Source organism: Acinetobacter sp. 2JN-4, from assembly GCF_003687745.1.
In the GTDB taxonomy this organism is placed as follows: domain Bacteria; phylum Pseudomonadota; class Gammaproteobacteria; order Pseudomonadales; family Moraxellaceae; genus Acinetobacter; species Acinetobacter halotolerans.
In genome coordinates this window covers 306,672-330,251 of the sequence record NZ_RDNY01000002.1, presented here as the reverse complement: position 1 = coordinate 330,251, position 23,580 = coordinate 306,672, and the positions used below count along the sequence as shown (strand labels likewise).

The 23,580-nt window shown below is 42.0% G+C and carries 19 protein-coding genes; 12 read left to right on the top strand and 7 right to left on the bottom strand.

Features of this window, described 5'->3' with window-relative positions; genetic code table 11:
• Positions 1–206: 206 nt before the first annotated feature.
• Positions 207–857, top strand: coding sequence for a response regulator transcription factor (locus tag EAH57_RS04475; RefSeq protein WP_005194029.1), 651 nt, complete (start codon positions 207–209; stop codon positions 855–857).
• Between the two features lie 123 nt (positions 858–980).
• Here EAH57_RS04475 and omp33-36 read toward each other — a convergent pair whose 3' ends face one another.
• Positions 981–1,853, bottom strand: a complete 873-nt coding sequence (gene omp33-36, locus EAH57_RS04470) for a porin Omp33-36 (RefSeq protein ID WP_265936488.1) — start codon at positions 1,851–1,853, stop codon at positions 981–983.
• Between the two features lie 711 nt (positions 1,854–2,564).
• Here omp33-36 and blaOXA point away from each other — a divergent pair.
• Together blaOXA and EAH57_RS04460 are read left to right on the top strand one after the other, a co-directional pair.
• Positions 2,565–3,404, top strand: coding sequence for a class D beta-lactamase (gene blaOXA, locus EAH57_RS04465; protein WP_121929005.1), 840 nt, complete (start codon positions 2,565–2,567; stop codon positions 3,402–3,404).
• Between the two features lie 331 nt (positions 3,405–3,735).
• Complete coding sequence (locus EAH57_RS04460) at positions 3,736–5,457, top strand: GGDEF domain-containing protein (protein ID WP_121929004.1); 1,722 nt, start codon at positions 3,736–3,738, stop codon at positions 5,455–5,457.
• A gap of 10 nt (positions 5,458–5,467) precedes the next feature.
• Here the strand turns inward: EAH57_RS04460 and EAH57_RS04455 are convergent, their stop codons facing one another.
• Positions 5,468–5,941, bottom strand: coding sequence for a hypothetical protein (locus EAH57_RS04455; RefSeq protein ID WP_121929003.1), 474 nt, complete (start codon positions 5,939–5,941; stop codon positions 5,468–5,470).
• A 120-nt stretch (positions 5,942–6,061) separates the two neighbouring features.
• Complete coding sequence (gene uvrA / locus EAH57_RS04450) at positions 6,062–8,893, bottom strand: excinuclease ABC subunit UvrA (protein WP_121929002.1); 2,832 nt, start codon at positions 8,891–8,893, stop codon at positions 6,062–6,064.
• A gap of 367 nt (positions 8,894–9,260) precedes the next feature.
• Between uvrA and EAH57_RS04445 the strand changes: the two genes are divergently transcribed.
• From EAH57_RS04445 to EAH57_RS04435, 3 genes are all read left to right on the top strand, one after another.
• The gene (locus EAH57_RS04445) at positions 9,261–9,863 is read left to right on the top strand and encodes a TetR/AcrR family transcriptional regulator (protein WP_121929001.1); all 603 of its coding nucleotides are present in this window, start codon (positions 9,261–9,263) and stop codon (positions 9,861–9,863) included.
• Positions 9,864–9,866: 3 nt separating this feature from the next.
• Positions 9,867–10,844: a zinc-binding dehydrogenase gene (locus tag EAH57_RS04440; protein WP_121929000.1), complete on the top strand. Its 978-nt coding sequence runs from the start codon at positions 9,867–9,869 to the stop codon at positions 10,842–10,844.
• 69 nt (positions 10,845–10,913) lie between these two features.
• The gene (locus EAH57_RS04435) at positions 10,914–11,267 is read left to right on the top strand and encodes a DUF1304 domain-containing protein (protein ID WP_121928999.1); all 354 of its coding nucleotides are present in this window, start codon (positions 10,914–10,916) and stop codon (positions 11,265–11,267) included.
• A 144-nt stretch (positions 11,268–11,411) separates the two neighbouring features.
• On the opposite strand, the gene tenA is transcribed toward EAH57_RS04435, so the two are convergent.
• A complete protein-coding gene (tenA, locus tag EAH57_RS04430) occupies positions 11,412–12,086 on the bottom strand; it encodes a thiaminase II (RefSeq protein WP_121928998.1) in 675 nt (224 codons plus the stop codon).
• A gap of 175 nt (positions 12,087–12,261) precedes the next feature.
• Here tenA and EAH57_RS04425 point away from each other — a divergent pair, with 175 nt between their 5' ends.
• From EAH57_RS04425 to EAH57_RS04405, 4 genes are all read left to right on the top strand, one after another.
• Positions 12,262–13,344: a DUF475 domain-containing protein gene (locus EAH57_RS04425; RefSeq protein WP_121928997.1), complete on the top strand. Its 1,083-nt coding sequence runs from the start codon at positions 12,262–12,264 to the stop codon at positions 13,342–13,344.
• Positions 13,345–13,478: 134 nt separating this feature from the next.
• Complete coding sequence (locus EAH57_RS04420) at positions 13,479–14,843, top strand: MFS transporter (protein WP_121928996.1); 1,365 nt, start codon at positions 13,479–13,481, stop codon at positions 14,841–14,843.
• Positions 14,844–14,894: 51 nt separating this feature from the next.
• The gene (gene ssb, locus EAH57_RS04415; RefSeq protein ID WP_121928995.1) at positions 14,895–15,461 is read left to right on the top strand and encodes a single-stranded DNA-binding protein; all 567 of its coding nucleotides are present in this window, start codon (positions 14,895–14,897) and stop codon (positions 15,459–15,461) included.
• A 414-nt stretch (positions 15,462–15,875) separates the two neighbouring features.
• Positions 15,876–17,309, top strand: a complete 1,434-nt coding sequence (locus EAH57_RS04405; protein WP_121928993.1) for an amino acid permease — start codon at positions 15,876–15,878, stop codon at positions 17,307–17,309.
• A 69-nt stretch (positions 17,310–17,378) separates the two neighbouring features.
• Here EAH57_RS04405 and EAH57_RS04400 read toward each other — a convergent pair whose 3' ends face one another.
• Positions 17,379–18,878 (bottom strand): PLP-dependent aminotransferase family protein, encoded by a 1,500-nt coding sequence (locus tag EAH57_RS04400; protein WP_213071140.1) that lies wholly within the window; start codon positions 18,876–18,878, stop codon positions 17,379–17,381.
• A 154-nt stretch (positions 18,879–19,032) separates the two neighbouring features.
• Between EAH57_RS04400 and gabT the strand changes: the two genes are divergently transcribed.
• Together gabT and EAH57_RS04390 are read left to right on the top strand one after the other, a co-directional pair.
• Positions 19,033–20,325 (top strand): 4-aminobutyrate--2-oxoglutarate transaminase, encoded by a 1,293-nt coding sequence (gene gabT / locus EAH57_RS04395; RefSeq protein WP_121928992.1) that lies wholly within the window; start codon positions 19,033–19,035, stop codon positions 20,323–20,325.
• Positions 20,322–21,770: an NAD-dependent succinate-semialdehyde dehydrogenase gene (locus tag EAH57_RS04390; RefSeq protein WP_121928991.1), complete on the top strand. Its 1,449-nt coding sequence runs from the start codon at positions 20,322–20,324 to the stop codon at positions 21,768–21,770. The genes gabT and EAH57_RS04390 overlap by 4 nt, the downstream gene beginning before the upstream one ends.
• A 94-nt stretch (positions 21,771–21,864) precedes the next feature.
• On the opposite strand, the gene EAH57_RS04385 is transcribed toward EAH57_RS04390, so the two are convergent.
• Positions 21,865–22,788: a LysR substrate-binding domain-containing protein gene (locus tag EAH57_RS04385; protein ID WP_171407385.1), complete on the bottom strand. Its 924-nt coding sequence runs from the start codon at positions 22,786–22,788 to the stop codon at positions 21,865–21,867.
• Positions 22,789–22,864: 76 nt separating this feature from the next.
• Positions 22,865–23,491 (bottom strand): isochorismate family cysteine hydrolase YcaC, encoded by a 627-nt coding sequence (gene ycaC / locus EAH57_RS04380; RefSeq protein ID WP_121928989.1) that lies wholly within the window; start codon positions 23,489–23,491, stop codon positions 22,865–22,867.
• Between the last annotated feature and the right edge of the window lie 89 nt (positions 23,492–23,580).

Here is a 23,580-nt window from a genome sequence, read left to right as displayed (position 1 = left end):
TTAATTCTATGTTTCTCCTCAAAATTTTGAATGTTAAATTTGATTTGATCTGATTTATACGAATATCTGATTTATTTTACTGGAAAAGGGAATAAAAAATGTCAGAGTGCTTGACCAATGGTTTATTTAAAAATAGGCTTAGATAGGTTAATTTTAATAAACACCGTACAGTGACGTACTAAAACAGCAGATTGCTTATAGCGCTTATGAATATTTTAATTGTAGATGATCACCCTCTCTTTAGACATGCTTTAATTCAAGCGGTTCGTTACAGTTTGCCACAAGCGCAGATCCAAGAAACGGCTGATGTAAACGAATTCTATAAGCGTTTAGAACAGGGTGCAGAACCAGATTTAGTGTTACTCGATTTAAATCTACCTGGTGCTTCGGGTTTCTCTGCTCTGGTCTATGTGCGGGCTCAATATCCTGCCATTCCGATCATAGTGGTATCAGCGCATGAAGAGGCTTCAATTATTCAGCGTGCCATCGCACATGGTGCTATGGGCTATATTCCGAAGTCTTCACATCCAAGTCATATTGGTGAAGCAATTAAGCATGTGTTAGAAGGGGAAATCTGGTTACCGCCAAGCTTACCGAAACATGCAGGTTTTGACCCAAGAGCTGCCGATGAGACAGCTTTGGCAGAACGTCTGCAATCACTGACCCCCCAACAATTCCGTGTGCTTATGATGGTCGCTGAGGGGCTGTTGAATAAACAAATTGCCTATGAGTTAGAGGTTTCAGAAGCCACCATTAAAGCGCATGTGACTGCGATTTTTCGTAAATTAGGGGTACAAAACCGTACTCAAGCCGTATTAGCTATTGGTGCATTAAATATTGAAGACAAAAAGATGTAATTTAATATAAAGATAAAGGGGAGATACTTTATTTTTCTTTGATCTTTAAAAATAAAAAACCAGTTCAAATGAGCTGGTTTTTTATGATGTATCGTCTGCTCTATATAGAGCATAGATTCAATCTTAGAAACGGAACTTCGCGTTTACGCCAACAGTTTGCGTATCTAAGTCAGCATTTACTGCATTTGCATTTACGTAGCTTGCGCCAACAGCAACCGCTGGCGTGATGAAGTAGTTTACGTTCGCGCCCCAAGCTGAATCACGAACTTCGTTAAAGCTAGATTCTGCGTAAGAAGCACCAACGCTTAACTTAGGTGTTAGGTAAAGATCAGTTTTTAATTCGAAAGCAGTGTCATCACCATATACAAGACCAGCTTCAAAGCCTACAGCCATGTTAGTACCGTCGATGTTACCTACGTATTTAGTACGTGCAGTAATCGCATCTTGGTCTTGACCGATTGTTTGTGCTTCAGCTACTGATTTAGCAATACCACGTGAAAGTACGCTGTTTGCATCTAAAGCGAATTGGTCAGCAATGCTAGTATAACCAACAGCAACTAAGAAATTAGGTGAAAGCATTGCACCCACTTCTAATGCATAACGATCGCCATTGTCTTTTTTGCCATCGATTTTAGTTTTAGAGTGGCTATATGCAGCACTTGTATAAACTGGTAGGTAAGGTGTAGGGATGTAAGCTTCACCTTTAGCACCAAGAGATTCGTTCTTTGTAGTTACGATTTCATCACCGCTTTCTTTCGCAAAGCTATAAGCAACAGAAACGTTAGATGCATGGTTTAAGAACGCAGCTTCAGCTAAAGGACCTTTAGAAGTGTCTACATTTTTGAAGAAGTAACTTACTTGTCCAGCACCAGTAAAGTCTTTGTCATTTTGCTTAGTATCTAGAAATTCAGATTGACCTTGAACTTCAACTTGATAAGCGTTAGCACCGGTCATGGCTAATAATAAAGCAGTGGCTAAACCGAGTTTTTTCATAATAATTTCCAGCTTTAACAGTGATTGAGTTAAGTTGGGGTCATTGTATTGTAACAAAGTATGATGTCAATGTCATAAATCCAAGCCTCCGACGAAGGGTGAAACACTGACCACATTTTGTTTAAAAAACAAACAAAAGCAAAGTTTGTTGTCAACGCTCAATAAAAGTTATAATTAACAAATAGATATAATTGTTTAGAGCTAAGGAGGAAGATCATTTTTAAGTGCTGTATGAGATTTGTTTGATTGGTTAATTCGATTGTTTCAATCGTTTTTTACATTCAACTTGTGCTGGCTTGTGTCATAATTTTGCCATTAAAAGTGTGGTTTAAACATATTTTTTTAATAATTTTGCGATGAAATATACAAAAAAAAGCGAATAATTTTTGATGAAATCATGATCAATTTAAAACTGAGAAAGAAATGATTTAAAGATTAAATCTAATTTACCGATTAATTTTTTAAATGTAATTTGTTTAATCAGTTTTACATTGTGAGGTATAGTTCACATAATGTGAAGCAAGAGATAGGTAATTTGCATTTTACGATCTCGGAACATTTTCTTTGTGTATTTGTAGTTTACTAGCTCAGCTTTCCCCAAGGTTGAGCTTTTTTTTGTCTGTTCATTTCCTATTATAGATGAGATAACAATACAGAGCGAATAATACAAAAGGTTTATAGTAATCAAATCTATACTCGACTTCTGCTTTTCTTATGCCAAAAATACTAAAACATCTTAGCCTTTGCGCATCTGTAATGATTGGACTGACGTTGCTAGGTTGCCAAAATTTGCACGCCCCAACTCAAAGCGCCGTGTCAAAAAAACACGACCAAACCGAGATCGCTTCTTTATTCCAACATGCTCAAACTGTTGGCGTATTTGTTACATATGATGGGCAAACACTTCAAGCATATGGCAATGATCTGAGCCGTGCCAATACAGCATTTATTCCTGCTTCAACCTTCAAAATGTTAAATGCATTGATTGGGATACAGCATCACAAAAGTCCGCCAAACGAAGTGTATAAATGGGATGGCAAAAAGCGTGCTTTTGCGAGCTGGGAAAAAGATTTAACCTTAGCCGAGGCAATGCAGGTATCGGCAGTGCCTGTTTATCAAGAATTGGCTCGACGTATTGGTTTAGAGCTGATGGCGAACGAAGTGAAGCGAGTGGGCTTCGGCAATGCTGAGATCGGAACGCAAGTCGATGATTTTTGGCTGGTTGGTCCACTCGAGATTACCCCTGTTGAAGAAGTCAAATTTGCTTATGCTTTGGCTCATAAGCAGCTTGCATTTGATCAATCTGTGCAGGAACAAGTGAAACAGATGGTTTTGGTTGATGAAGTTAAAGGAACCAAAATTTATGCCAAAAGTGGTTGGGGTATGGATGTAACGCCGCAAGTAGGTTGGTGGACAGGCTGGATTGAGCAACCGAATGGGCAGGTGATTGCATTTTCTTTAAATATGCAAATAAATAATCCTAAGCAGGGCGATGCGCGTAAAGCGACTGTTTATCAAGCATTACAACAATTGAAATTGTTAGAGACGCAATAAAATCTTTTTCTTAAAAAAAAGCCCAACTTTAACGAAAAAGTTGGGCTTGGAAATAGGATGTTTATACTTGGGGGAGAAAACATCCTAGAGGGTTAAAAGTACAGATTCAGATATTGCTTGGCTTGATTAAATTATGTGCGGATGATCTTAATTTGTAAAATTGATAATTTTCATCTTTAGAATCTGTTTATCCAATAGTTTTGCTGCTAGGTGATTTGATCAATGATATTGAGAGAATTGAAAAGTTGCTGTGGTTGCGAGAACACAGGTAAAATTATTGATTGTTTAAAAATCAATCTGGATGGCTTTTTGAGAAAGACAAGGTGGGTTTATGGGACGTAACTTAAGACGTGTTAAATTACGTTCAGAACAAATCAGCCTTCGACTTTTTGTCTGTATGGCGATCATTATCTTATCAATCCTATATATTTCTATTCCTTTAATTCTTAATAGTTTTCAAGAATATAATAAAACAAATCAGGTTTTGACTGAAATCACCAGCTTACGTGCATTAGTCCAAACTGCAAATAAGATTTCTAGAGAGCGCGGACCTGCAAATAAGGTTATGTCGAGTACATTAGAAGAAATAGAAAAAAATAAACAGGAATTGGCTGAGTTTAGATCGGTCGTTGATAAGCAGATTAATGAAACAGTATCGACTCTAAATCAAGCGGGTTTCAAATCAGTAGCAGCACAGCTCCAAACTGATTTGAAATTAAAATTAGAGCAGGCGCGTAAAATCGTCGATGCATATGCGGAAATACCACAGTCTCAACGCACATCGCAGCAACTTGATCATGCCATTTTAACCATGTTTAGTGTTTGGGATAACAGCCGTGAGCTTCTCAATGAGTTGATGGCGCAGTCGAAAAGTAAAGACAGTAAGATGTCGAATTATTTTATTTCTATTTTGATTTTAACAGATATGCGTGATCAGGCAGGACGAGTTGCATCTAATGTTATGGCGCCTATTACTTTTTCTGAAAAAATTTCTGATATAAACCGTGCAAGGACTTTGCAAACAGAGCATCAGGCTAGATATCTTTGGTCCTTGGTTGATGTGATTCAACCGCAATATATGAAAACTTCAGATTACATTCGATTACACCAACGTGTAAGAACGGAGTTCTTAGAGCAAGGATTACCTATCATCCGTAGATTATTGGATGAAAGTCAAAATAATCAAACGTATTTTTTAACAGGGACGCAACTGACAGAGCAAATTGTTGATAAATACACCACGGTCATGGATCTACAAAAGTATATTTTAGATTACAGTGTCCATATCGCAACGCAACAGAATAAAAATGCTAAACAACAGTATTTTTTTACACTGTCTATTTCAAGCTTATCATTATTAATTGCTTTATTTACGATGATCTATACCAAGAGAAAGGTGTTTAGCCCTTTGATTAAAGCACGTGAGATGATTTTGGGTTTATCGGATACGATGCATGAGCCACCTTCTCGTCAGAAATCAAAACATGAGTTTTATACCTTGTTTGAAGCGATTAATAAATTAAAAGTCATGCTTAAACAGCGTGATTTGATGGAGTCGCAACTCAAGCAAATTGCAAATACCGACACACTTACGGGTGTATCAAATCGGTTGGCATTAGAAGAATATATTAATGATTTAACCTCTAAGCCGAATGCGCTATCTCAGACATGTGTGTTTGCAATCGATATTGATCATTTTAAGTATGTAAATGATCAATACGGGCATCTGGTTGGCGATGAGGTGATCGGAATGGTTGCTAATCAACTCAAGCAGAATGTACGTGCTTCTGATCTTATCGTGCGTTATGGCGGTGATGAGTTCTTGGTGGTGATCGAGAGTATTCAAATGGAGGCAGCAAAAGCGATTGCGGAAAGTATTCGCTTAGGGATTGCTACGCAGAATATCGCTGTTACAAGTCTGGGGAAGGCGATTCAGGTTTCTGTCAGTATCGGGGTGGCTATCGGTGCAGAGAGTTGGCTAGAGCTTTTGGAAAAAGCGGATCAATCGTTGTTAAAAGCGAAAGCCAGAGGTAAGAATGTAGTAGAGGGGTAATATCATAATATTAATGATAATTTTTCATCCAACTTTTTAGCTCTACTAAGAATAATGGAAATATTTCATTTAATTCGTATCGAGAGCATCCGTGCAAAGCAAGATGATGCTCGTCACCATAATGATTTACGAAGTCGTATAATTTATCATCTTCAATGTATTTGGCAATGCTAAGGAGTCTTTGGAAAGTATGAGAAATAAACTCTGTTGACGGAGCTATATTAAAAAGACTTGTAAGGTAGTTATCTATTTTTCTATAAATGATTTGCCTATTGTGGCTCATGAGTGTATTGCTTCGGTCGATGTTTTTAAAATAATTCAGTATCTCGTCAGGTGTAGATAAAAAACAAATATCTAATGCCAATTCATTTGAGGGGGCGACCTCTAGAGCAAGTATAGCCCATTGTTGAATATCTTCGGCTGTCTTTAGACCAAACTCTAAATCAAATTTAAATTGCAATTTATTAATATCTAATTCATGCATTTAATGTTCCCTGAATTTTATTCAAGAATATTAAGATTTATTGATCGAAAGCAGGATTAAAATTGTTTACTTAATCCTGCTGATAAAATTTAACATTTATTGATGATAGGAAAAAATATCCTATTTCAACATCTGTTTTAAGAACTTACCTGTATGTGACATTTCAACCTCAGCCACTTGCTCAGGTGTTCCTTCAGCGATGATTTGACCGCCACCTGAACCACCTTCAGGCCCTAAATCAATCACCCAGTCAGCAGTTTTGATCACATCCAAATTATGCTCAATCACCACAATGGTATTTCCCTTGTTGCGTAGCTCATACAAGATGTCGAGTAGCTTGGCGATATCATGGAAATGCAGCCCTGTGGTTGGTTCATCCAAGATATATAAGGTTTTACCTGTATCTCGTTTTGCCAACTCACGCGCCAGTTTAACCCGTTGTGCTTCACCACCTGAAAGCGTGGTTGCGGCTTGACCTAAACGAATATAACCCAGACCGACTTGCATTAAGGTATCTAAGCGACGGTGAATCACAGGAATCGCACTAAAGAACTCTGCTGCATCTTCCACCGTCATTTCCAAAACATCAGAAATGTTCTTGCCTTTATAACCGACTTCTAAAGTTTCACGGTTATAACGTTTGCCATGACAAGCATCACACGGCACATACATATCGGGTAAGAAATGCATCGCCACCTTGATCATGCCATCGCCCTCACAGGCCTCACATCGTCCACCTTTGACGTTAAACGAGAAACGACCTGCACTATAACCACGTGCTTTGGCTTCAGGCGTTTGTGCAAATAATTCACGAATTGGAGTGAATAAACCTGTATATGTTGCAGGATTCGAACGCGGAGTACGGCCAATCGGGCTTTGATCAATATCCACTACTTTATCAAGATGCTGCAAACCATCAATCGAATCGAATTTTTCGGCAGTCAGTGTGGTTGCGCCATTCAGCTGAGTTGCAGCCAAAGGCAATAAGGTACGGTTAATTAAGGTCGATTTACCTGAACCCGAAACGCCAGTCACGCAGGTCATGATGCCCAATGGAATGGTGAGATCGACATTTTGTAAGTTATGACCACTTGCCCCAGAGAGTTTGATAAATTCGTCGGGGCGTGGTGATAGGGTGCGTTGCGTAGGTATTGCGATTTTCAGTTTGCCTGAAAGATATTGACCTGTAAGCGAGTCTTTATTGTTGGCAATCTCGTCATAGCTACCTTCACCGATAATGACACCGCCATGGATTCCAGCACCTGGTCCAATATCAATAATATGGTCGGCAGCACGAATGGCATCTTCATCATGTTCAACTACTAGCACGGTATTGCCCAAGTCACGTAAGCGAACCAAAGTCTGCAACAAGCGATCATTATCGCGCTGATGTAGACCAATTGATGGTTCATCCAGTACATACATGACGCCCATCAAGCCTGCACCAATTTGCGAAGCGAGACGAATACGTTGTGCTTCACCACCCGAGAGGGTTTCTGCTGAACGTGCCAAACTCAAATAATTCAATCCAACGCTGACCAAGAAATGTAAACGCTCACGAATCTCTTTAAAGATCTTATCGGCGATTTCACCTTTAGCACCTTCAAGACTGAGGTCTTGATAGTAATTCTCGGCATCACCAATCGACATTTGGGTGATTTGGGCAATGGTTTTATCTTTGACACGGACGTGACGAGAGATTTCATTGAGACGCGAACCATCACAAGCATCACAGGCAGCATTAGATAAATATTGCGCCAGATCATCACGCACGTAATTTGATTCGGTTTCACGATAACGACGTTCTAAATGCGGCAATACACCTTCAAAGGCTTGAACACGGTTGTGTTTACGTCCACGCTCATCGATATAACTGAGGTCGATTTTCTCTTTGCCTGTGCCTTGTAAGAATTTCTTTTGTGTGTCTTTATCCAGCGTATTCCACGGCTCATCTAAGCCAATGCCAAAATGATCTGCGACTTTTTGCAACATGGTGTAGTAATACGGACGCTGTCTATCCCAACCGCGGATCGCCCCTTGGCTAATCGCGAGTTCAGGATTTGGAATCAGTTTATCTGCGCTGAAATGGCTGCGTGTGCCTAGGCCATCACAGACAGGGCAGGCACCAAATGGATTGTTGAACGAGAATAAACGTGGTTCAAGTTCAGCTACGGCACGATCGCATTTAGGGCATGAATGTTTGGCTGAAAAAACACGTTCAGGGTGTTCTCCATTCATCCACGATAAAACGGCAATGTCACTGCCTAAACGCAGCGCTGTTTCAAAAGACTCTGCGATACGATTGCCTAAGTCATCACGGACTTTAAAACGGTCCACCACCACTTCAATGGTATGTTTTTTCTTTTTATCCAGTTCAGGTGGGCTATCTATATCAATAATTTCGCCGTCGACACGTGCACGTACAAAGCCTTGACCTTGTAATTGTTCAAACAGTTGAGTGTATTCACCTTTACGTTCACGTACCACAGGCGCAAGCAACATCAGTGCGGTGCCTTCTTCCAGCGCTTTGACCGCATCGACCATTTCTGAAACGGTTTGTGCCACCATCGGGAGGTCATGTTCAGGACAATACGGTGTGCCGACACGCGCGTAGAGCAAACGCAAATAGTCATAGATTTCAGTAATCGTGCCGACAGTTGAGCGAGGGTTGTGGCTCGTGGATTTTTGCTCAATCGCAATTGCAGGCGATAAACCTTCAATGGAATCAACCTCAGGTTTTTCCATTTGCGAAAGGAATTGGCGTGCATAGGCTGAAAGCGATTCAACATAGCGACGTTGGCCTTCAGCATATAATGTATCAAATGCGAGCGATGATTTCCCTGAACCTGAAAGCCCTGTGATCACCACAAACTTGTCACGTGGAATATCGAGTGACACATTCTTTAAATTATGGGTACGTGCACCTCGAATACGGATATGACTTTGGCTCATTAAAACATCTCAATAATATGCAAATAGAAAATCAAACGACGTTGAACATTGATGTCATGCATCATCAATTATTCTATTTAAATGCAATGCTGGAAGATTCAGTACATCTAAATTTAAAATAATTTCTGAGCAGCATCTTACTGTTGAACAGGTCTTATATGATAGCGCCTTAAAATTGTTCAAGTGGTATAAAAATATTTAAAACGACAAATTGTGACGGTTAGACCACATTTATAACCACTGTCTCACGCTAACCGAGTTGTATTTTTATCATTCATTGCCACAGATATCTACAGCTAAGGTGTAGGCGAAGAAAAATACATAACTTTACTAGACGACTGGTCTAATATTAATTTATAGTATGGACATGAAACGATCAATGAAGAGTGAAGCAACTCGACAACACATTTTAGATACCAGTTTTGAATTGGTATTGCGTAAAGGTTTTGTCGGCGTTGGCTTACAAGAAATTTTAAAAGCCTGTGATGTGCCGAAAGGTTCGTTCTACCATTATTTTGCTTCAAAGGAAGCCTTTGGTTGTGCTTTGTTAGAACAATATATGGCTGACTATAAAGTACGAATGGAACAACTTTGGCAGCAGAGCGAATCAAGTGCTTATGCACGGTTGATGGCTTTGTGGCAGGCGTGGATTGACGATCCTATTTATGGCAGTTGGGCAGAGAATTGTTTAATTGTGAAACTCGCGGCAGAGGTTTCTGATCTATCAGAAGACATGCGACAGATTTTGAACTTAGGTGTGCATCGGCTGACGCAACAGGTGGCTTTATTGCTGCAAGAAGGGCAACAGCAGGGTTCGATTCCGACACATCTTGACCCATTTAAAACAGCTCAAGTGATGTACCAACTATGGTTAGGTGCTGCATTGATGACCAAATTGGCACAGGACAAAGCACCATTACATTTGGCCTTAGAAACCACGCAACAGCTGTTACAACCGATACAGGAATAAATTATGCAAAGTATTATCCATCATCAATTTGGCGAACCCGTAGACGTTTTAGCGTTAGGTGATATGCCTCAACCTGAACCCAAAGCGGGTGAAGTACGTATCAAGACCATCATGTCTCCGATGCATAATCATGATGTTTGGACCGTGCGTGGTAGTTATGGCTACAAGCCGACCTTACCTGCCATTGGCGGGAGCGAAGCGGTGGGTATTGTCGATGCAGTCGGTGAAGGCGTTGATCAAAGTAAACTAGGTCAACGAGTAGCAGTCGCTGGTGTCCATGGGAGTTGGGCTGAATATTTTATTGCCCCTGCACACAGTATCATTGCTTTAAACGATGCGATTGATGATGAAACAGCAGCACAATTGATCGGGATGCCGATTAGTGCCTTGATGTTATTAGATTTCGTGAATGTTCAAGCAGGACAATGGTTGATTCAAAATACTGCCAATGGCGCAGTCGGTAAAACAGTTGCCATGATTGCACAGGCACGCGGTTTACAAGTCATTAACCTAGTACGCCGTACTGATGCAATTGCTGAGATGCAGGCTTTAGGTATCCAACATGTGGTTGCAACTGATCAGGAAGATTGGAAGCAACAAGTCAAAGCCATTCATGCGGATCAAGCTCTGATTGCTGGGGTCGATTCAATCGGTGGAACGGCCAGTGGTGAGATGCTGAATTTGCTAAGTGAAAATAGTTTATTGGTTTCATTTGGCAGTATGACGGGCGAAACCATGCAGATTTCATCGGGTGATTTGATATTCAAACAAGCGACGGTGAAAGGTTTTTGGGCAAGTGTGGTCAATAAAGAAATGCCAGCAGAACGTAAAAAAGCGTTGTTTGTTGAGCTGTTAACGCTTGCGACACAAAAGAAACTGACTTTACCTGTTGAGGGTGTTTTTAGTTTTGATGACATTAAAACGGCTGCACTGAAGGCGACTCAGGGCGCTCGTCAGGGTAAAGTATTATTAAAACCATAATTGGAAAAATAGCAGATCAGCCGCGCGGTTGGTCTGTTTAAGTTCAGACACAATAAAAAGGAAAAAAGTATGATCGGACAACTGCTCGTAGGATTGATTGCATTATTGCATGTTTATATTTTAGTGCTTGAAATGTTTTTGTGGGATAAACCCGCGGGTTTAAAAGCATTTGGTAATAGTTTAGAAAAGGCAAAACTGACCAAGGTCTTGGCACAAAATCAGGGTCTTTATAATGGTTTTCTTGCCGCAGGTTTATTGTGGTCGTTGTGTGCACCCGAAAGCTACGCATTGCCTTTAGCGAATTTCTTTTTAGGCTGTGTGTTGGTGGCTGGTATTTATGGTGGGCTGACCGCCAGTAAAAAGATTATTTATATTCAAGCTGTGCCGGCATTGATTGCTTTAATTGCGGTTAACTTTTTTTAATGGATAAAGGTATTCACTCGATCTCGTTTGTGTTTTAATGCAATCAGTTTGAGATGAGCCTCATACAGTATATCGGACGATACGATATACGACTAAGCCCCTTAATTGGGGCTTTTTTACGACGATATAAATGATTTTAATCGGTTAAATGTTGTCTAAACCGAACCATTGACGTTTTTGATAGGCACTGTCCCAAAACAACCATTCCAGTTTTGCACCCATGGTATAAGCCGCGTGCATTTTTGCTAAAGTATCTTCATCACAGCGCGCCGCTACTTTATCCACGGTCGCTATCACATTGCGTACCGCTGTATTAAATTCTTCACCTGCATAAGTATCTATCCATGCTTGGTACGGATTATTCGCAACCGATTGGCTCACGATGTCTTTCCCCACTTCTGCATAAATCCAGAAACAAGGCAGTAGAGCTGCCAAAATCACGGGATAGCTTTCTGACCAAGCCGTCGCTGTCAGGAAAGAGGTGTAATGATGACAAGCGAGTGTCAACGGCGTGTTTTCAAACTCGGTTTTAGAGACGTCAAATTCCTGCATAAAATCATTGTGCAAACTGCGCTCCACAATGATCGCAATTTTGGCAGCCTCAGAAAACTGAATCACATCATCTGCATCAAAGGCTTTTGCTGCCGCAACTGCAAGTGCCCGACCATAAGCCAATAAATAATGTGCATCTTGAATCACATAATGACAAAAAACCGTACGATCCAAGGTGCCCGCAGCAAGTTCTTGGTTAAAGGGCAAGGCTAAAATTTGTTGATATAAATGGTGGTTGCGTTGCCAAAGTGTCTGGGAAAAAATCATGAATTGAACCTGTTAAAAAATGATGAAAATGAATCGTGTTAAAACTATAACAGAAGTCGGTTTTGATCGCGTTTGATCTCAAAATAAGTCCAACAATCTGCACTATCTTTCGGCAAAAACTCGCCTACAATAGACACATTTTTATGACCCAACAATTTCGAATAAAAGGCTGCTCATGAAGCATTTCCGTTTTTCAATATTCTTTACGATCGTGTGCTTGGCACTGTCTGCTTATTGGGGCTATACGCATGGCCCTGAGGCGGGTGTGTCAACCATGCTCAAAGCCTTAACCATTACGGCCATCTTGGCCATTATGGAAGTTTCACTCTCATTTGATAATGCCGTTGTGAATGCCTCAGTGTTACGCAACTGGGATCATTTTTGGAAGATGCTATTCTTAACTGTCGGTATCTTAATCGCTGTATTTGGCATGCGTTTAATCTTCCCCGTTATGATTGTGGCTGTGACCGCAGACATGGGTATGATGGAAGTGGTGAAATTGGCACTGAATGATCCAAAGGCATACTCCGCACGCCTCATGGAACATCATCCTGAGATTGCTGCCTTTGGTGGCACATTCCTGTTAATGGTGTTTTTAAACTTCTTCTTTGATGATGAAAAAGAAACCCATTGGTTCCGTTGGATCGAATCTAAACTTGCGCATTTGGCCAGTGTCCCTGCGATGTCTGTGTTTATTGCATTGGTGGCGATGTTGATTATGGCGTCGCATGTCGATGAAGCGAAGCGTCTGGTTGTGACCATGGCGGGTATTTGGGGCATTGTGGTTTACATTGGCGTGAAAGTCTTAAGTCATTTACTGGGTGGTGAACCCGAAGTAGATGAGAGTGGAAATGCAGTAACCTCAGGTGCTGATGGTGCGTCGAAGGGTGTGGTAAAAGCAGGGATTGGTGGTTTCTTGTATTTAGAAGTGCTCGATGCATCTTTCAGTTTCGATGGCGTCATTGGTGCGTTTGCGATTACCAGTGATGTAGTGATCATCATGCTCGGTCTGGCGATTGGTGCGATCTTCGTACGTTCGATGACGATTTATTTGGTCGAGAAGGGTACTTTAGAGGCTTATATTTTCCTAGAACATGGCGCGCACTATGCGATTGGTGCTTTGGCCTTTATCATGATTACCAGTGGTACGGGTGTGCATGTACCTGAAGTGGTCACAGGTTTGATTGGTGTGGCGTTTATTGTTTGGGCGGTGATCGCTTCCATCCAATACAACAGACGACAGCAACAACTGCCTTAAGCTTGAATTCAGTTTAAAGACTTAGAATAAAACTAAGGGGCGGAAACGTCCCTTTTTAATTTTTAGGTCGTGTTTTTTTAACGCTTTGTGAGCGGATGGCTTATAATCTGCTGAGCCAGTTTTAGTGTCTTGAAATGATGAATGCTTTAGAACGCCGTTCAACCTTTGCCTTAAGTAGCATTTTTGCCTTACGCATGTTGGGCTTGTTCATGATTATTCCTGTGTTTGCGGTTGCAGGACAATCATACCAATATGCAACACCAGCATTGATCGGTTTGGCGGTCGGCGTGTATGGACTGACCCAAGCACTGTTACAAATTCCATTTAGTTTGCTGGCGGATCGGTTTAATCGTAAGCCCTTGGTCATCCTTGGCTTATTGTTATTTGCACTCGGTGGTGCGATTGCGGCCATGTCAGAAACCATTTATGGGGTGATTATTGGTCGAGCAATTGCGGGCGCTGGCGCGGTTTCTGCGGTGGTCATGGCTTTGCTGGCAGATGTGACGCGTGAAGAGCAACGTACTAAAGCCATGGCGATTATGGGCATGAGTATCGGTCTGTCGTTTGTGGTTGCCTTTAGCCTAGGTCCTTGGTTGACTCATCTCGTGGGAATCTCAGGGCTGTTTTGGGTCACGACATTGATGGGCTTGATTGCGATCGTGATGTTGTCGTTGGTTCCCAAAGTCACACGCCATCATCGCAACTTTCAACAAGGCTACTTGCCACAGCTTAAACAAGTCATTCAGATGACCGATTTAAATCGACTGCATGTTTCTGTTTTTTCTTTACATTTACTTCTCACCTCGATGTTTTTGTATGTGCCGTCGCAGTTAATCGAATATGCTCAAATTCCTTTGGCAAAACATGGTTGGGTGTATTTACCGTTATTGCTGATTAGTCTATTTTTTGCTTTTCCAAGCATTATCATTGCTGAAAAATATCGCAAAATGCGCGGTATTTTCTTGTCTGCAATCGCAGGGATTATTCTTGGACTCTTTATTTTGATTTTTGGTTATGAATCAAAATATCTGCTATTGGCAGGTTTGGGTATTTTCTTTATTGCGTTTAATGTTATGGAAGCACTATTGCCATCGTGGTTGTCTAAATCGGCACCGCTGCAATCCAAAGCAACTGCGATGGGGGTGAATGCCAGTGCCCAATTTTTAGGTGCATTTTGTGGTGGTATTTTGGGTGGTCAATTGATCATGTTACAGAATACTGCACTGGGTTGGAGTGTGTTGACGGTCATTGCTATACTATGGTTGTTGATTAGTTTTAGTCTCGCCCAGCCGCGTTATTTGTCTTCAGTGGTGTTTACATTACCTGAAATTAAACAAATGGATGAGTGGACTTCAAAACTATTGGCAATTCGTGGTATTGAAGAAGTTGTGGTGATGCCTGATCAGCAAGTTGCTTATATTAAAGTCGATAAACAGTGTTTAGATGATGCTGCGCGACAGGATTTAACGCAGCTGTTGGGGAAAGAGCTAGCCATTTAAGCATAACTCTTATAAAGTAAAACACAGAAATACATAGGATGATGACAGCAAATGCGTGGTGTGAATAAAGTAATTTTAGTCGGTACTTTGGGTAAAGATCCTGAAACAAAAACTTTTCCAAATGGTGGCTCGCTCACACAGTTTTCGATTGCAACCAGTGAATCGTGGACAGATAAAAGTACGGGCGAACGTAAAGAACAGACTGAGTGGCATCGTATTGTATTGCATAACCGTTTAGGTGAAATCGCGCAGCAATATTTGCGCAAAGGCTCAAAAGTGTACATCGAAGGTTCATTGCGTACACGCCAATGGACAGACCAAAATGGTCAAGAGCGTTACACCACAGAAATTCGTGGCGATCAAATGCAAATGTTGGATTCACGTCAGCAAAGTAGTGAACAGAGCGGTGGCGATTTCAACCAACCACGTTTTAATAACAATAATAATCAAGGCGGTGGTTACCAAAATACAGGTTATAACAACAATAACCAAGGTGGTCAGGGTCAAGGCAATTATGCGGGCAATCCACAAGCGGGTAATGGTTTTAATACACCAAAATCTGTACCACAACCTGCTGCGACAGCACCTGCTGATTTAGATGATGATTTACCGTTCTAACTGGTTGCATTAAGATTAAAAAAAAGCCCCTTTTCAATAGTTGAGAAGGGGCTTTTTTATGGGTTATTCACGATCAAGATAACAGGATGGCATGGGATTTCTAGGCGACAGAAAATAAGAAATATAAAGATATCTATGTTGCGCGGTATTTTTGAACAATGATGGCATTCGCCAATATTGTGCATAATTTTTACAATTGGCTCTCTCTTTTATTATAAAAATGGCTCTCGTTTCTTCAGAGTCAAAACGACAAATTAAAGCCATAGCAAGTATGCATACGGAAGCGCCGCTTAAATCATTTTTCTTTCTTGTGGAAAGAGATGGTTTGTACGGCACAATTTTTAGGGATATATGGGGCATTGAGATAGATACGTCTCGAATTGCTAATATCCCCAATAGGTTAAGGAAAATGATATGGCAGCACATCAACACGGTTCTGAAGCCAATCTCTCCCAAAATTTAAAACATGGATTGCAATCACGTCATCTGACCATGATCTCTATCGCGGGTGTGATTGGCGGCTCTTTATTTATCGGTTCGGGTAATGTGATTTACTCAGCAGGTCCAGCAGCGGTACTGGCATATGGTTTGGGCGGGTTACTGGTTTTATTTATTATGCGTATGTTGGGGGAAATGGCAGTTCAAAACCCTGATAGTGGCTCTTTTTCAACCTATGCTGATCGTGCCATTGGTCGTTGGGCTGGTTTTACGATTGGTTGGTTGTACTGGTGTTCATGGGCATTACTCATGGGTTGGGAAGCCTATGTCGCAGGTAAAATCTTAAATAACTGGTTTCCCTTTATTCCCATTTGGGGCTATATGCTGCTGGTGATTGGTTCCTTGGTTTGGATCAATTTGCAGAACGTAAAAAACTATGGTGAATTTGAATTCTGGTTTGCGTTAATTAAAGTTATTGCGATTATTATCTTCTTAGTAATTGGTAGCTTAGCTGTAATGCATTTGTGGCCATGGGGAGATTCAGCGACCTCTGGTATTACCAACCTGACCGCACAAGGCTTTATGCCAAATGGTTTTTCATCTGTGATCACTGCTTTACTGGGGGTGATGTTCGCTTATATTGGTGCTGAAATCGTAACCGTTGCCGCAGCAGAGTCGAAGAATCCATCCAAAGAGATCCGTAAAGCTTCCAATTCAATTGTATGGCGGATTATGCTGTTTTATGTCGGTTCTATGCTGATCACTGTTTGTCTCATTCCACATAATAATCCACTTTTAAAAGATCCAACGTGGGGAACCTATAGTGTGACGTTGAGCGCATTGGGTATACCTGAAGCACGTCATATTGTCAGTTTTGTGGTGCTCACCTCGGTTTGTAGTTGTTTTAACTCAGCTTTATATACCTGTTCACGGATGCTGTTCTCTTTATCTAAACGGGGTGATGCACCGAAGAGTTTGGGGCAGTTAAATAAAAAAGGCAGTCCTGGAATGGGGGTGATGGTGTCTTGTTTATTTGCATTGTTTGCGACGTTCCTGACCGCAACTGAGAGTATGAATGTCTATGATATTTTCATGCTTGCAACAGGTACAGCAGCGCTATATGTGTATTTAGCTATTGCATTCTCACAACTTCGTATGCGTAAAAAATTAGAAGCAGAAGGAGTAAAACTTGATTTTAAAATGTGGTTATTCCCTTGGCTGACCTATTTGGTGATTTTCGCCATTATCGGTTCTATTATTACCATGTTGATTGAGGGAACCTATTTTAAAGAAGTGACCTATACTTCTTTATTGGCGCTATTTATTGTGGCTGTCGGTGTGCTGGTGCAAAAATTTAATTGGGGTAAAAGCCGCCAAAGTGAGATGCTGCAAGAGAAACAATCTATTTAATTTTTTTTGTTCAGTCGATGTTCTTAGAACCTCTTTTTAGAGGTTCTTTTTATTTAGCTTTGGAAATAATTATGAAAGGGTTGGCACTTTTGCTTCACGTAAACATTGCAGCAATACACCAAAAGCCATCACCATGTCTTTTTCATTGACACAGGCAAAGCCCATCAACAGACCTCGTTGGGCGTGAGCATGTGATTGCATGTAGTATTGTGAGAGTGGGCGGACTTTGACCCCTCGTTCAAGCGCAGTCGCAGCGATGGCGACATCATCACAATGAGCCGGTAATTTTAACACCAGATGTAAGCCTGCTGCTTCATCATATTCATGGATAAACTCAGCGCCGAGATAACGCGTAATGAGACTGACCAGATAGTCTCGTCGTTTGCCATAGAGCAGGCGCATACGGCGAATATGGGCTTCATAATGTCCTTCACGAATAAACTCAGCTAAGGCTTTTTGTTCCAGCAAATGCCCGCCACGATATAACTCGGCAGCCACAATTCGCAGAGGTGAAAAAAGCGCTTTGGGAACCACGAGGTAACCAATACGCAAAGATGGATAAATGGTTTTACTAAAAGTGCCCATATACAACACAGGGGCATGATTTTCTAAACCTTGAAGCGATGGATAAGGTTGACCTGAAAAACGAAATTCACTGTCATAATCATCTTCCACGATCCAGCTGTTGTGTTGACGTGCAATTTGAATGAGTTGTCTGCGTCGATCTAAACTGAGGTGGGAACCTAGCGGATATTGGTGAGACGGGGTGACAAAGATCAGTTTTGGAGGCTGGGTTGGGTTATTTTCAGGAATAATTCCTTCAGCATCCACAGGCATCGGTTGAATGTTGACGCCATTGATTCGGAGCGTATTGCGCATGCCCCAATAGGCGGGATCTTCAATCCACACACAGTCTCCAATGTCGCTGAGTGCACGTGAGACCAAATCGATGGCTTGGTGGATGCCCTCAGTGATAATGATCTGATCGGCGTCACATTGCACGGAACGCGCCACGCGTAAATAATCAGCCAAGGCACTGCGGAGTTCGATACAGCCACCTGCATTACTATAAATCAGTCGATTGACATCGGGTTCACGACTTAAACGGGCTTGAATCCGACTAAAAATATGATGGGGAAACTCAGTCACATCGGGTGCACCCGGCACAAACGCACCCCACTGATGTGGAGAGGCAGCAGCATAACCCAATAAGTTTGAGCCACGCTGTGATAAAGCATAAGAGCTTTCAATGTGAAGGCGTTCGGGATTGTTCTTTTTGTTTTTGGTATTCAAGAAACTTTCAGGGAGCTGCTCTGCGACCCACGTGCCATGTCCAGTTCGTGCCTCTAGGTAGCCTTCTGCTTGTAATTGTTCATAAGCACTGAGCACGGTATTTCGAGAGACGTGAATTTCACTTGCTAAATCACGTGAAGCAGGCAAACGCGTCATCGGTTGGACAACGCCCTCAATAATTGCCGTACGCAGACAACGAAAAAGACGTTGATGTAGTTTGCCCTCAGTGTCTTGTTGGAGTCTTTGCAGCAAATGATCTCCAAGTAAACTACGCAATTGGCTCTCTCCTACAGTTTGAAAATGGCTCTCGTCAGTTGTCATCAGACGAGCGAAATTACAGCTATAGACAGTCATTGTATCTCATCCTAAAAATCGACTCCTAGGATGCAAGACTAAAGCTGTAACTGACGATGATATATGAGGGAATAAAATGGACGCTCAACATTCTGCACTGAATACCCGTAAACAGCAAGCAACCCCACGTGGCGTCGGTGTGATGTGTCAGTGGTATGCGGAAAAAGCTGAAAATGCAACGATTTGGGATAAAGAAGGTAAACAGTACATCGATTTCGCGGGTGGGATTGCGGTACTCAATACAGGACACCGTCATCCGAAAGTGATCGCGGCAGTAACCGAGCAACTGACTAAATTTACCCATACGGCTTATCAAGTGACCCCTTATGAAAGTTATGTGGCTTTGGCTGAACGTATTAATGCACGTGCGCCAATCGCAGGGGCAGCGAAAACGGCATTTTTCACTACAGGCGCAGAAGCGGTTGAAAATGCCGTGAAGATTGCGCGTTCATACACTGGTCGTCATGGCATTATCACCTTTGGTAATGGTTTTCATGGACGTTCTTTTATGACCATGGCGATGACAGGTAAAACTGCACCCTACAAACGTGACTTTGGGGTGATGCCAGCAGGCGTGTTTCATGCACGTTATCCAGTACCAGAAAAAGGTATTTCGATTGACACCGCCCTTGAAAGCATTGAAAACATTTTTAGTGAAGATATTGCAGCGCATGATGTGGCTGCGATTGTGCTTGAACCTGTACAAGGCGAAGGTGGTTTCAATGTGGTGCCAGCTGAATTTTTAAAACGCTTACGTACCTTGTGTGATAAACACGGTATTTTATTGGTTGCAGATGAAGTTCAAACGGGTTTCGCACGCACAGGTCAACTGTTTGCCATGCATCATTATGAAACCAAAGCTGACCTAATCACGATGGCAAAAAGCTTAGGTGGTGGTTTTCCGATTTCTGGTGTGGTGGGGCGTGCTGAGGTGATGGATGCACCCAATCCCGGTGGTTTAGGCGGCACTTATGCGGGTAGTCCAATCGCGGTTGCAGCTGCGCATGCTGTGATTGATGCCATTGAAGAAGAAAAGCTATGCGAACGCGCCAATGAGTTGGGTGCTGAATTGGTGGTTGTACTTAAAGATATTCAGCGCGCAGCAGGAGATATTGTGACCGATATTCGCGCGTTGGGTTCGATGGTTGCGGTCGAGCTTGAAACGGCAGAACAAGCAAAAGCGATACAAACTTATGCGATGGAGCATGGTTTATTGATTCTCACTTGTGGAAAATATGCGAACGTCATTCGTTTCCTCTATCCATTAACGATTCCTGTTGAGCAATTCCGTCATGGTGTCAATATTCTGAAACAAGGTTTTGCAACACTCAATGTCGCTACTGCAAAAGCAATGGAGCAATTTGCATGATTCAAGATAATTTGCAGTATTTATTACAACACCCCGATATTTCATTTGACGCTCCGGCGTCAAACAATGATATCGAAGTCAATGATGCTGCGACAGGTGAAACACTGGCATGGGTGAAAAGCTATGACCGTGCAGAGGTTGAAGCGGCAATTGATCGTTCAGCCAAGGCACAAGCGGCATGGAAAAAGCAAACTGCTTTAGTTCGTGCTGATGTGCTGTTGGCATGGTACAACCTCATGCTTGAGCATAAAGAAAATTTGGCACAGATTTTAACCGCTGAGCAGGGCAAGCCATTGGCTGAAGCACGGGGTGAAATTGCGTACGCAGCCTCGTTCATTCGTTGGTTTGCAGAGCAAGCGCGTCGTATTGATGGTGAGATTTTAACGCCGACCTTACCCAATCAACGTTTGCTGGTGATTAAACAAGCGATTGGTGTCACTGCAGCGATTACGCCGTGGAATTTCCCTGCGGCCATGATCACGCGTAAGGCTGCGCCAGCAATTGCCGCGGGTTGTTCGATGTTGGTGAAACCCGCAGAACAGACACCATTGACCGCGTATGCACTCGAGGTATTGGCTTTGCAAGCGGGTTTGCCTGCGGATGTACTGCTCCATATCAGTGGTGATGCGATCGAAGTGGGTCAAACGCTCTGTGAAAGTGATATTGTACGTAAATTGAGCTTTACAGGTTCAACCCAAGTGGGTCGCATCTTGATGCAACAATGTGCCCCAACCATTAAAAAACTCTCGCTCGAATTGGGTGGTAATGCACCTGTGCTGGTGTTTGATGATGCCAATCTGGATCAAGCGGTTCAGGGCATTATGGCGAGCAAATATCGCAATAGCGGACAAACGTGTGTTTGTGCCAATCGTATTTATGTGCAAGATGGTATTTATGATGCCTTGGCAGAGCGCTTGGTTGAAGCGGTGTCTCAACTGCAAGTCGGGGATGGACGCAAAGAAGGTTCAACGCAAGGTCCTTTAATTGATGAAGATGCGATTGCCAAAGTCCAGTCTCATATTGTTGATGCGACTGCTAAAGGTGCAACTGTGCGGATCGGTGGTCAACGTTCAGCACTCGGTGGTACCTTCTTTGAGCCAACGGTTCTGACCAATGTCACCCAAGAGATGAAAGTATCGAAAGAAGAAACTTTCGGCCCGCTGGCACCGTTATTTCGTTTTAAAATCGAAGATGAAGCGGTGGCGATGGCCAATGATACTGAATTTGGTTTAGCGGCTTACTTATTTACCCAAAGCAGTGCTCGTCAATGGCGAGTAGGTGAAGCACTTGAATACGGTATGGTCGGCATCAATACGGGAGCGATTTCCAATGAAGTTGCGCCGTTTGGTGGGATGAAACAGTCAGGTTTAGGACGTGAAGGCTCTAAATTCGGTATAGAGGAATATCTCGAAATGAAATACCTCTGTATGGATTTGTCAGAGTAAGCACTGCTACACACAGCGCTGTTGTATTGATTTTAATGAAAAACGGTCATGCCCATTCATGATCGTTTTTTATTTTTTAAAGCTGATCTAGCAATTATAGGCAGTAACCGCTATTGGTTTCCCCAAGTTGACGTAGGCCATCGATTAACGTGTCGATAAGCTTTTCAACCACCAAGCGTTGTCCTTTTCGTGACGCATATACCAATTGAACCGTTCCTCGATTGGATTTCCATTCAGGGAGAATATGAATTAGTTTGCCCTTCTCAATATCGGCTTGCACGGTTAAATAGGGTAGGTCTGCGATGCCGATGCCATCACTTACCGCATAATACACGCCAGCCAGATCATTACTTTTTACTCGGGGTGAGTAAGGTACATCAACTGTTTCATCACGATTCACGCTGCACAAATGCCAAATATATTGATGCTTTTGGATACCCAAAGCGACACTTGGGTAATCTTGTAATTCTGAATAATGTTGGATGTGTTTACCTTGTAATAATTCGGGGGCTGCAACCAAACAATGCTCAGTTCGGATCACATCACGAACGATCAAGCTCGAATCTTCAGTGGGTTCAAAGTTGGTTCGGATCGCGATATCAATATCATCATGTAATACATCGACACGGCGGCTGGTGAGTTCTAAGGAGATTTCAACTTTCGGATGGCTTTTTAAAAACTGATTCAGTAATTTGCGTACTTGGAAATGCATCATTAAAGGCGGACAGCTAATTTTGACCAAACCTTGAGGTTCACTTTTTTGTTTGAGCAATACATTTTCAGCACATTCAACTTGAGCAATCACCTTACAACACTCTTCATAAAATTCTTGGCCGAGTTCGGTGACTTTGAAGTGCCGTGTTGTTCTTTGAATCAGACTGACATTGAACTTATTTTCTAGATCAATAATACGTCGACTCAGTTTCGATTTGCTGATATTTTCCGCTTCACTGGCCGCACTAAAGCCCCCATGTTTCACCACGAGATAGAAATAGTAAAAGTCATCAAATGAGTTCATCACGGCAAATGAAATCCTATAAAGGCTAAAGATTAGAATAGCATTGACTATTCTAATCTTTAGTACAGTGGCAGCTTTATTTCTGTGAGGTGTTTTGATTGTAACTATTGATCAGGTTGCGATAGTCAGGAATATGGTTTGAGAACAACGCACCTAGACCTTCGATATCATTACGCCAGTCACGATGTAATTCACACGCCATGCCAAACCAAGTCATCATTTGTGCGCCCGCGTTAGACATACGATCCCAAGCAGCATCGCGTGTTAAGGCATTAAACGTCCCAGATGCATCAGTAATCACAAACACTTCAAATTCTTCTGCAAGTGCTGAAAGCGTAGGGAAAGCGACACATACTTCGGTGACTACACCTGCAATAATCAATTGCTTTTTGCCTGTCGCTTTGACGGCTTTTACAAAGTCTTCATTGTCCCATGCATTAATTTGACCCGGACGAGCGATGTAAGGTGCATCTGGGAATATTTCTTTTAGTTCTGGGACCAACGGACCATTTGGACCATTTTCAAAGCTTGTGGTTAAAATGGTAGGTAAATTAAAATATTTTGCGGCATTTGCCAGTGCCAATACATTATTCTTAAATTTATCCGGATCAATATCACGAACTAGAGACAGTAAACCTGTTTGATGATCGACAAGTAGTACAGCTGCATTGTCTTTGTCTAGGCGAATATAGTCTTGACTCATTAGTGGTATTCCTCATGTTTTTGTAAAATGAATAAGAGCGTAGATGATCTCTTTTTCGTATTGTTCTAAATGATGCTAGCTAAATTTAT